This is a genomic window from Streptomyces sp. B1866, assembly GCF_031932565.1.
Classification (GTDB): Bacteria; Actinomycetota; Actinomycetes; order Streptomycetales; family Streptomycetaceae; genus Streptomyces.
In genome coordinates this window covers 1-10,027 of sequence record NZ_JAVSCF010000233.1, presented here as the reverse complement: position 1 = coordinate 10,027, position 10,027 = coordinate 1, and the positions used below count along the sequence as shown (strand labels likewise).

Sequence of the window (10,027 nt, the reverse complement as noted above, 5' to 3'; positions counted from 1 at the left end):
GGCGGTGGCGCGGCACAGGTCGGCCGGGCCCCGGCCGGGACCGGCCCCGCCCGGGCAGGCGCGTCCAGACCGGCCACGGCCGGGACGGCTCCTCGCGACCGGGACGTTCCCGCCCGGAACGGCTCGGCGCGGCGGCCTCGCCGCGCGGCCGGACCGCCCGTCACAGCCGGTCGGCGGGGCCGAGTGGCGGGACCGGTCGTCAGGGCCGGTCGTCAGCGGCACCGGCCTCCGGCCCGGCGGCGCCCGGACAGGCCGCGCCCAGACCGCGCCCAGACCGCTCACGGCCGGGACCGCCCAAGGGCCGGACTCCGACCGCCCGCGGCCGGACCGGCCCGCGCGCGCCGGACCGCACCCGCGGCCGGACCGGTCCCGCCCGAAGCGGCTCGACGCCGCGGTCCGGCCGCGCGGCCGGACCAGGCGCCACCGCCGGCCGCCGGGGCCGGACCGCGGAACCGGTCGTCAGGGCCGGGTGGCGAGGCGGGTCACACGGCGAGGGCCTGGGCCCGCCGCTTCACCTCCGTGCCGCGATTCTCCCGCAGCGCCTGGGCGGGCGTGCCGGGGAGCGTGGGGTCGGCCGTGAACAGCCACTCCAGCATCTCCTCGTCGGTGAAGCCGTCGTCCCGCAGGAGCGTCAGCGTCCCCACGAGGCCCTTCACGATCCTGCCGTCCCCGATGAAGTCCGCGGGCACGTGCAGCGCGCGGTTCTCGCCACGGCGGACGGCGATGAGCTGCCCTTCCTTGACCATCTGCCGCACGCGCGTCACCTCGACGTCGAGCCTTTCCGCGATGTCGGGCAGGGTGAGCCAGGTGGGGACGAGAGCATCGGTCTTCGAGTCAATCTCGGTCACGGGAACAAGCCTGCCATCCAGGACTGACAGCCGGTAGCCGGAGAGGGCCGGACGAGCCCGCGCCGCCTCAGGAGACGGCGGACTTCAGCGGCACCGACGGGTCGGCCACCCGCTCCCGGTCCAGCCGGTCGCCGCGCTCGATGAGCTTGCGGCCCTGCGCCACGTCGCGCGGACGGCCGACCGCGAGCAGCGCGACGAGCCGCTCCTCGCGCAGCCAGCACGCCGACCAGGCCGCGCCCTCCGGGTCGCCGCGCCAGACCAGTTCGTCGGCCGCGGGGTGGTGCCCCGCGTACTGCACGAAGCGCCCGAACTGCTCCGACCAGAAGTACGGCACCGGGTCGTAGACCTCGCCGGGGAAGTTCGCGGCCTGGCCGCCGACGATGTTGGCGGCGGCCGTCCGGGGGCCCTGGAGCGCGTTGTCCCAGTGGTGCACCAGCAGGCGCTCGCCGTAGCGGGCGGACGGGAAGGACGCGCAGTCGCCGACCGCCCAGACGTGCGGCACGGAGGCGCGCAGCCGCTCGTCGGCGGCCACCGAGCCGTCCGGGGCCAGGCCGACGCCCGAGCCCGCGAGCCAGCCCGTGGCGGGCCGGGCGCCGATGCCGACGAGGACCGCGCCGGCCGGCAGCCGGGTGCCGTCGGCCAGTAACACGCCGCCCTCGTCCACGGCCGCCACGCGCGCGCCGGTGAGCAGCCGGGCGCCGCTGTCCGCGTACCAGCCGGCCATGTGGGCGGCGACCGCCGCGGGCAGGGCCCCGGCGAACGGCCGGTCGGCGGCCTCCACCACGGTCACCGCGCAGCCGGCCTCGCGGGCCGCGGTGGCGAACTCCGCGCCGATCCAGCCCGCGCCGACCACGACCACGTCGTGCTGGGCGGCCAGCACCGGGCGCAGCCCCTCGGCGTCGTCCAGGGTGCGCAGCAGGTGCACGCCGGGTGCGCCCTCGCTGCCCGGCAGTGTCACCGGGGAGGCGCCGGTGGCGATCACCAGGTGGTCGTAGGCCACCGGTCCGGCCGTGGTGCGCAGCAGCCGCTCGCCGGTGTCCAGGCCCTCGGCGCGCACGCCCAGCCGCAGGTCGACGTCGAGCGCGGCGAAGTCGACGTCCAGAGTGGACCCGTCGGCCTTGCCGAGCAGGACCGCCTTGGACAGCGGCGGCCGGTCGTACGGCTGGTGGGGCTCGTCGCCCAGCAGGGTGACGCGGCCGCGCCAGCCGGCCTCGCGCAGGGCCACCGCGGTCCGTACGCCCGCCATCCCCGCGCCGACGATCACCACATGCCGCTCGCCGTCCCCCGGGACGGTTGTCTGATCGCTCACACCAGCACTCTATGGCCGTCCTTACGGTCGGCCGGAGAGCCGCGCAACGAGATATCCAGCACAGCGCGGAGACGTATCCGCGGGTACCCGCGGATACCCGGACCGCCGTCGGCGTCACCCGGACTGCCGTCGGCGTCACCCGGACTGCCGTCCTCGGGGGTGCCCGGCCGCCCGAGGGCCCGTACTTCCGGGCTCTGAGGCCCCGTACTAGGGTGGCGGCACTGAGCACTCGCGGGAGCCCGGACGCACCGGGCTGAGAGGGAGGCTGCGGCGGCCTCCGACCGTACGAACCTGATCCGGGTCATGCCGGCGAAGGGAGGGTCAACAGCCCATGCACGCGGCACGCGCGCGGCACGGCGCGCCACCCCCGTCCAGCGGACCGCCGCCGGACCCGTCTCCCGGCCCCGCCGGGGCCTACGACGTACTGGTCGTCGGCGGCGGCGTCATCGGCCTTGCCACCGCCTGGCGGGCGGCCCAGCGCGGTCTGCGCACGGCCGTGGCCGACCCCGAACCGGGCGGCGGGGCGGCGCGCGTGGCCGCCGGGATGCTCGCCGCCGTCACCGAGCTGCACTACGGCGAGGAGGCCCTGCTGGGGCTGAACCTGGCCGCCGCGCGGCGCTACCCCGGCTTCGTGGCCGAGCTCCAGGAGGCGACCGGGCAGGACGTGGGCTACCGCGCGTGCGGCACGCTCGCCGTCGCGCTGGACGCCGACGACCGCGCGTACCTGCGCGAGCTGCACGCCCTCCAGCAGCGGCACGGCCTGGACTCGCAGTGGCTCACCGGGCGCGAGTGCCGTCGCCTGGAACCGATGCTCGCCCCCGGCGTGCGCGGCGGGCTGCGCGTCGACGGCGACCACCAGGTCGACCCGCGGCGGCTGGTGGCGGCGCTGCTGACGGCCTGCGAGCGGGCCGGGGTCCGCTTCCACCGGGCGCGGGCCGAGCGGCTGGCGGTCGCGCGGGACCGGGCGGCCGGCGCGGAACTGGCCGACGGCACGCGCGTGTCCGCGGCCCAGACCGTGCTGGCGGCCGGCAGCCACAGCGGGCGGCTCGCGGGCGTGCCCGAGGCGGCGCTGCCCCCGGTGCGGCCGGTCAAGGGCCAGATCCTGCGGCTGCGCATGACGGGCCCGTACGAGCGGCTGCTGTCGCGCACCGTACGGGCCGTGGTGCGCGGCGGGCACGTCTACCTGGTGCCGCGAGAGAACGGCGAGCTGGTGCTCGGCGCGACCACCGAGGAGACGGGCTGGGACACCACGGTCACCGCGGGCGGCGTGTACGAGCTGCTGCGCGACGCCCACGAACTGGTGCCCGCGCTCACCGAGCTGCCGCTGGTGGAGACCTGCGCCGGGCTGCGCCCCGGCTCGCCGGGCAACGCGCCCCTGCTCGGCCCGTCCGCGCTGCCGGGCCTGCACCTGGCGACCGGCCACCACCGCAACGGCGTCCTCCTCGCGCCGGTCACCGGCGACGCCCTGGCCGAGGTGCTGGCCACAGGGCGGCTGCCGGCCGAGGCCCGCCCGTTCGCGCCGCCCGCCGCGCACCGGCCGGCCGCCCGGGAGGACCCGGCGCGCCACTCCGTACCGCAGGACGCACCACACGACTCCGCACCGCAGGAGCAGCCCGCATGACCGGCTCCGTGACCGTCTCCCTGAACGGGACGGCCCGCCAGATCCCCGACGGAACCACCCTCGACCGGCTCGTGGCGACCCTGACCCGGGCGCCGGCGGGCGTCGCCGCGGCCGTCAACGAAACCGTCGTCCCGCGCGGGCAGTGGGAGCGCACGCCGCTGGGCGACGGCGACCGCGTCGAGGTCCTGACCGCCGTCCAGGGAGGCTGACCCATGGCCGAGACCACGGCCCAGACCGCAACGCCCCGATCCGCCACGGCCGGATCCGCCGCGGCCCGCAGTCGGGCGGACGCCGCCGCGGCGGGGGCCCCGGCCCGTACGGCGGCCGGCGCCGACCCGTTCGTGCTGGCGGGCACCGCCTTCGCCTCCCGCCTGATCATGGGCACGGGCGGCGCGCCCAGCCTGGAGGTGCTGGAGCGGGCCCTGACCGCCTCCGGCACCGAGCTGACGACCGTGGCCATGCGCCGCCTCGACCCGACCGTGCAGGGCTCGGTGCTGTCCGTCCTGGGACGGCTCGGCATCCGCGTACTGCCCAACACGGCGGGCTGCTTCACCGCCGGCGAGGCGGTGCTCACCGCCCGGCTGGCCCGCGAGGCGCTGGGCACCGACTGGGTCAAGCTGGAGGTGGTGGCCGACGAGCGCACCCTGCTGCCCGACCCGGTGGAACTGCTCGACGCGGCCGAGACGCTGGTGGACGACGGGTTCACGGTGCTGCCCTACACCAACGACGACCCGGTGCTCGCCCGCCGGCTCCAGGACGTGGGCTGCGCCGCCATCATGCCGCTCGGCTCGCCGATCGGCTCCGGCCTGGGCATCCGCAACCCGCACAACTTCGAGCTGATCGTGGAGCGCGCCACCGTCCCGGTGATCCTGGACGCGGGCGCGGGCACCGCCTCCGACGCCGCGCTCGCGATGGAGCTGGGCTGCGCGGCGGTGATGCTCGCGTCGGCCGTCACGCGCGCCCAGGAGCCAGCGCTGATGGCCGCGGCCATGCGGCACGCGGTCGAGGGCGGCCGGCTGGCCTACCGGGCGGGCCGCATCCCCCGCCGCCACTTCGCCCACGCGTCCTCGCCCGCCGAGGGCGTGGCCGCGCTCGACCCCGAGCGCCCCGCCTTCCGCTGAGCGGCCGCGCCCGGGGCGTCCCGGGGACGGTCCCCGGCGCCTCCGCGCCCCGCCTCCGCCTGCCGTACTCCGACCCCCGGGAAACCCTCCGGGCCCAGCGCCGTGACGGCCTGGGCCCGGACGTGTGAAAGCCCCGGGCCGCGGCGTGAAAGCGCCGGGCCGGCCGCTTTCACGCATCTTTCACCGCCGCTTGCGAACCTGATGGTGGACGGCGGCCGGGAGGTACGACAGCCGCAGCGCTACGACACTACGGGGGTGTCGCTGCGGCATACGGAGGAGGTCCGCCCGTGCCGCCGTCCCAGCACCGCCGCCGGCCGAAGCGAGTTCGGTCCGTTCACGGGGGGACCGGGGGAACGTCCCTGGACCCGACTCGCCGACGCCGGCCCGGTGCCCGCAACCGCCGCGGACGTCCCCCAGCGCCGCGGCGGGGCGGACCGGCTACCGCGGCAGCGGCACGCCCATCTCGGCACGCAGGCTCTCCGCCTCGCGCCGCAGTCGCTGAGCGGTCTGCTCGTCGCTCAGCGCCTGGTGGGCGTCGCCTGCGATCTGCAGGGCCCTGACCAGGCCGATGCGGTAGCCGGCCCGCCGGTGCAGTCCGACCGCGCTCACGGCGGACTGCGCCGCCCTGCCGCCCTGGCCGAGGGCGAGGAGGACCGAGCCCACCTCGGTCAGCGCCTCCCCCTCGGCCAGCGCGAGCCCCAGGGACGCGACCGCGTCCCGGGCGGTCTCCGCGTGCGGCAGGGCGGCCCGCGGGTCCCCGCCGTGCCGGTACACGGCGGACAGGCCCGCGTGGGCCGCGCTCTGCGCGCGCGGGTTGCCGGAGTCCACGGCCAGCCGCAGCGCCGCCCGGTGGTGCTCGGCCGCCCCGGCCAGGTCGTCGAAGTCGACCAGTACGGACCCCAGGATGTTGCGGGCCTCGGCCTCCATGCAGCGGCGGTTGGTGCGCTGGATGCAGTGCAGGGCGTCGGTGGCGTACTTCAGCGCGAGCCGCAGGTCGCCGGTGTCCCGGTGGACGGCCGCCAGGCGGCACAGGACGGTCTCGTCCAGGGACGAGGACGGGACGGCGGGGTTCGCGGCGACCTGGGCCCGGGTGAGGTGGTCCACGGCCTTGCCGTACTCGCCCATGCAGCCGGCCAGGGTGCCCAGGCTGAGGTGTGCGACCCGGCCGACGTTGGCGACCAGGGTGGGGACGGTGCCCGTGGAGATGAGCGCCAGGGCCTCGTCCAGGGCGTCGCGGGCCGCGCCGAAGAGGCCCTGCTCGGTGCGGATCTGACCCAGAGCCGCCAGGCAGGTGGCCTCCCAGCCCAGGTTGTCGTGGAGCCGCGCGAGGTCCAGGGCGCGCAGGATGTGCTCCTGGGCCGTGTCGAGCCGCCCCTGATCCCGGGCCGCGATCCCGACGCTGACCCAGGCGCCGGCGGCCTCCAGGGGCCTGCCCTCCTGGAGGAACAGCGGGGCGGCCAGCAGGGCGTGCCGGATGGACTCCTCGTACTGGGCCAGCTCCCGGGTGGCGTAGGCGACGCTCCAGTGCATCAGCGCGCGGCCGAAGTCGTCGCGCTCGGCCGCGGCGGCGCGCAGCCCCGCGCGGGCGGCGTCCACCCACTCGGACCGCTCGCCCTGGCTCATCAGGGGCCCGTCCAGCGTCTCGGCGACCCGCCAGGCGAACGGGCGGGGGCCGTGCTCGACGGCGTGGTGGATGCCGGCGAGCAGGTTGGTGCGCTCGGCGTTGAGCCAGGCCAGGCCCGCGGCGGGCCCGTCGAAGTCCAGCGGCTCGGGCGGGCCGGCCTCCGGCAGGGTCCCGGCGCCGGCGGGCGCGACGTAGTAGCGGGTGGCCAGCGCCGCGCGCTCGGCGGTGGCCTGGTACCAGTGCAGCGCCCACCGCACCGCGGTCTCCCGCTCCTTGGGGTCGTCCTCCCGCTCGGCGCGCTCCCGCGCGTACAGCCGCAGCAGGTCGTGGAAGCGGAAGCGGCCCTCCCGGTGGGTCTCCAGGAGGTTGCGGGCCACCAGCCGGTCCAGTCCCCGGGCGGTCTCCCGCTCGTCGGCCCCGGTGAGCGCCGCGGCGGCCGGGACGGTGATGTCGAAGCCGGGAGCGAGCCCCAGGAGCCGGAAGAGGCGCCGGTCCTCGGGCAGGAGGTCGCGGTAGGACAGGTCGAAGGCGGCGCGCACGCCCGTGCGGGTCTCGCCGTCGAGGGCGAGTTCGGCCAGGCGGTTGCCCTCCCGCAGGTCGCGGGCCAGCTCGGCGAGGCGCCGGTGCCGCTCGCCGAGGAAGTTGGCCGCGCACACGCGTACGGCCAGCGGCAGGCAGCCGCACAGCCGCACCACCTCGGCCGCGGCCTCCGGTTCGGCGCGTACGGTGTCGGCGCCGACCGTGCGGGCGAGCAGGGCGACGGCCTCCTCCTCGGAGAACACGTCGAGCCTGACCCGGTGCGCGTCGTGGAAGGCGGTGAGCCCGCGCAGGTCGTCGCGGCTGGTGACGACGACGAAGCAGGACGGCGAGCCGGGCAGCAGCGGACGCACCTGCTCCAGGCTCGCGGCGTTGTCCAGCAGCACCAGCACCCGCTTGTCCGCCAGCAGGCTGCGGTAGAGGGCGCCCCGCTCGTCCGGGGCCTCCGGCAGCCGGCCGGGCGAGACCCCCAGGGCGCGCAGCATGCGGGCCAGCGCCTCGCCGGGCGACACGCGCGTGGTGGGCGAGTACCCGCACAGGTCCACGTAGAGCTGGCCGTCGGGGAAGCGGTCGGCCACGCGGTGCATCCAGTGCACGGCCAGCGTGGTCTTGCCCACCCCGGCCGTGCCGGACACCGAGGAGATCACCAGGGCGCGGCCCGGCCGGTCCTGCATGGCCGACAGCAGCACGTCCAGCTCGCGCACCTGCTCCGCGCGGCCGGTGAAGCTCGCCACGTCCGGCGGCAGCTGGCGCGGCACCGGCTGCGGGGCGGCGGGCGGCTCCGGCGCGGCCGCGTCCCGCGGGCGTTCGGGGGTGAGGTCCGGGTCGTCGGCGAGGATGCGCTGGTGCAGCTCGCGCAGCGGCCGCCCGGGTTCGACGCCGACCTCCTCGGCGAGCAGGCGGTGTACGTCGCGGTAGGCGGCGAGCGCGTCGGCCTGCCGGCCCGACCGGTACAGGGCGAGGATGAGCTGCGCCCACAGCCGCTCGCGCAGCCGGTGCTCGCGCACCAGGGCGGTCAGCTCGCCGATCACCTCCTGGTGGCGGCCCTGGGCGAGCAGCGCCTCGACGCGCTCCTCGCGGGCGACCAGGTGCAGCTCCTCCAGGCGCCGCGCCTCGGCGAGGGCGAAGCCGCGGTCGGCCACCCCGGCCAGCGCCGGGCCGGACCACTGGGCGAGGGCCTGGTCGTAGCGCTCGACGGCCAGCCGCGTCTCGCCCGCGCGGGCCGCCTCGCGCGCCTGCTCGGTGAGCCGTACGAACCGCAGCGCGTCGACCTGCTCGTCGGCCAGCTTCAGCGCGTAGCCGCTGCTGCTGCGGCCGCCGGCGCTGACCAGCGCGTCGAAGCCGTCCCGGGCGCGCCGGTCGGGTTCCAGGACGCGCCGCAGGTTGCGGATGTGGGCGCGCAGGGCGGCGTCGGCGCCGTCGGGCTCGGCGCCCTCCCACATCAGCTCGGTCAGCCGGGCGCGGCTGACCGGGCGGCCGCGGGCCAGCGCGAGCGCCGCCAGCAGCGTCCGCTGCTGCGGACCCAGCGTCACCTCGCGGCCGCCGACCTCGACGGCCACCGGCCCCAGGATGCGTATCCTCGGCCCCGGCCGCGCTCCGGCCCCGGCCTCAGCCACGTCGCTCACCCACGCTCCCTCGTGCCCGGCCCCCGTGCACTCGCCGCCTCCCGCCGCCGTCCGCCGGCCACCGGCCGGTCCTTGGGGCCGTCGCGCCGGGCGGTCGTCCGCGGCTCCCGCGCCCTCCGCGCGCTGGGCGCGGTGCCGGCCTGGGCCGCGGCCGGCGTGGTGACGGGGAAAGGTCACGATAGCGCGCGTTCCCGTGGTGTGAAGCGCCGCGCGCCGGTGCGGCCGGGATGTCCGGTGAACGCGGGGGGTGGTCGGGCGGCGGTGGTGTGACGACTGTGCCACAGGCGCGCCGCGGTCCGGCTCCGGTCGTGCTTCAGTCCGGTACGAAAGCCCGTTGAGCGCGCGGTGGTGCCGGTGCGGGCTCGTAGACTGCGGGATCGTGGATACCACCTTGCAGGACCCCCTCCTCGGGAGGGTGCTCGACGGCCGTTACCGTGTCGACGCGCGCATCGCCGTGGGCGGCATGGCGACGGTCTACCGGGCCGTGGACACCCGGCTGGACCGGGTGCTCGCCCTGAAGGTGATGCATCCGGCGCTCGCCGGCGACGCCGCGTTCGTCGAGCGGTTCATCCGCGAGGCGAAGTCCGTGGCCAGGCTGGCCCATCCGAACGTGGTGGGCGTCTTCGACCAGGGCTCCGACGGGGGCCACGTCTACCTCGCGATGGAGTACGTGGCGGGGTGCACCCTGCGGGACGTGCTGCGCGAGCGCGGGGCCCTCCAGCCGCGCGCCGCGCTGGACATCCTGGAGCCGGTGCTGGCCGCGCTGGGCGCCGCGCACCGGGCCGGTTTCGTGCACCGCGACATGAAGCCGGAGAACGTGCTGATCGGCGACGACGGCCGGGTGAAGGTCGCCGACTTCGGGCTCGTACGGGCGGTGGACGCGCACACCAGCGCCTCCACCGGCACCGTGCTGGGCACCGTGTCGTACCTGGCGCCCGAGCAGATAGAGCACGGCACGGCCGACACGCGCGCGGACGTGTACGCGTGCGGCGTGATGCTCTACGAGATGCTGACCGGCGCCAAGCCGCACGGCGGCGCCACTCCCGCGCAGGTCCTCTACCAGCACCTGCACCAGGACGTGCCGCCGCCGTCCGGCGCCGTGCCGGGCCTGCCGCCCGGTCTCGACGCGCTGGTGGCGGGGGCCGCGGCGCGCGACCCGGAGGGGCGCCCCACGGACGCGGTCGCGCTGCTGGCGGTGGTCCGCCGCACGCGCGCGGCCCTGTCCGGCGCGCAGCTGGACGCGGTGCCGCCGCGGGCGCGCGGCGAGGCGCACGACACCTCCGAGGACCGTACGAGCGTGATCGCGCGGGCTGAGCGCACGCCCGCGCCGCCGCCGGGGACG

The 10,027-nt window shown here is 77.4% G+C and carries 7 protein-coding genes and 1 riboswitch; of the genes, 4 read left to right on the top strand and 3 right to left on the bottom strand.

Annotated features, from left to right (window positions below; all coding sequences use genetic code 11):
- Positions 1-482: 482 nt before the first annotated feature.
- Both RKE29_RS23880 and RKE29_RS23875 read right to left on the bottom strand, forming a co-directional pair.
- Positions 483-848: an Rv2175c family DNA-binding protein gene (locus tag RKE29_RS23880; protein WP_312007658.1), complete on the bottom strand. Its 366-nt coding sequence runs from the start codon at positions 846-848 to the stop codon at positions 483-485.
- A 67-nt stretch (positions 849-915) separates the two neighbouring features.
- Positions 916-2,094, bottom strand: a complete 1,179-nt coding sequence (locus RKE29_RS23875; RefSeq protein ID WP_312007659.1) for an FAD-dependent oxidoreductase — start codon at positions 2,092-2,094, stop codon at positions 916-918.
- A 284-nt stretch (positions 2,095-2,378) separates the two neighbouring features.
- Positions 2,379-2,492: riboswitch (TPP riboswitch) on the top strand.
- Here RKE29_RS23875 and thiO point away from each other — a divergent pair.
- From thiO to RKE29_RS23860, 3 genes are all read left to right on the top strand, one after another.
- Entirely contained in the window at positions 2,489-3,778 is a 1,290-nt protein-coding gene (gene thiO, locus RKE29_RS23870; RefSeq protein ID WP_312007656.1) for a glycine oxidase ThiO, read from the top strand. Its footprint overlaps the riboswitch before it by 4 nt.
- Positions 3,775-3,987, top strand: coding sequence for a sulfur carrier protein ThiS (gene thiS, locus RKE29_RS23865; RefSeq protein WP_312007655.1), 213 nt, complete (start codon positions 3,775-3,777; stop codon positions 3,985-3,987). Before thiO ends, thiS begins: the two co-directional genes overlap by 4 nt.
- A 3-nt stretch (positions 3,988-3,990) precedes the next feature.
- On the top strand, positions 3,991-4,899 hold the full coding sequence (locus RKE29_RS23860; protein ID WP_312007654.1) for a thiazole synthase: 909 nt from the start codon (positions 3,991-3,993) through the stop codon (positions 4,897-4,899).
- Positions 4,900-5,337: 438 nt separating this feature from the next.
- Here RKE29_RS23860 and RKE29_RS23855 read toward each other — a convergent pair whose 3' ends face one another.
- Positions 5,338-8,685: a BTAD domain-containing putative transcriptional regulator gene (locus RKE29_RS23855; RefSeq protein WP_312007653.1), complete on the bottom strand. Its 3,348-nt coding sequence runs from the start codon at positions 8,683-8,685 to the stop codon at positions 5,338-5,340.
- A gap of 379 nt (positions 8,686-9,064) precedes the next feature.
- On the opposite strand from RKE29_RS23855, the gene RKE29_RS23850 reads away from it, so the two are divergent.
- A partial coding sequence (locus RKE29_RS23850; RefSeq protein ID WP_312007652.1) for a protein kinase occupies positions 9,065-10,027 on the top strand: 963 nt, incomplete at its 3' end.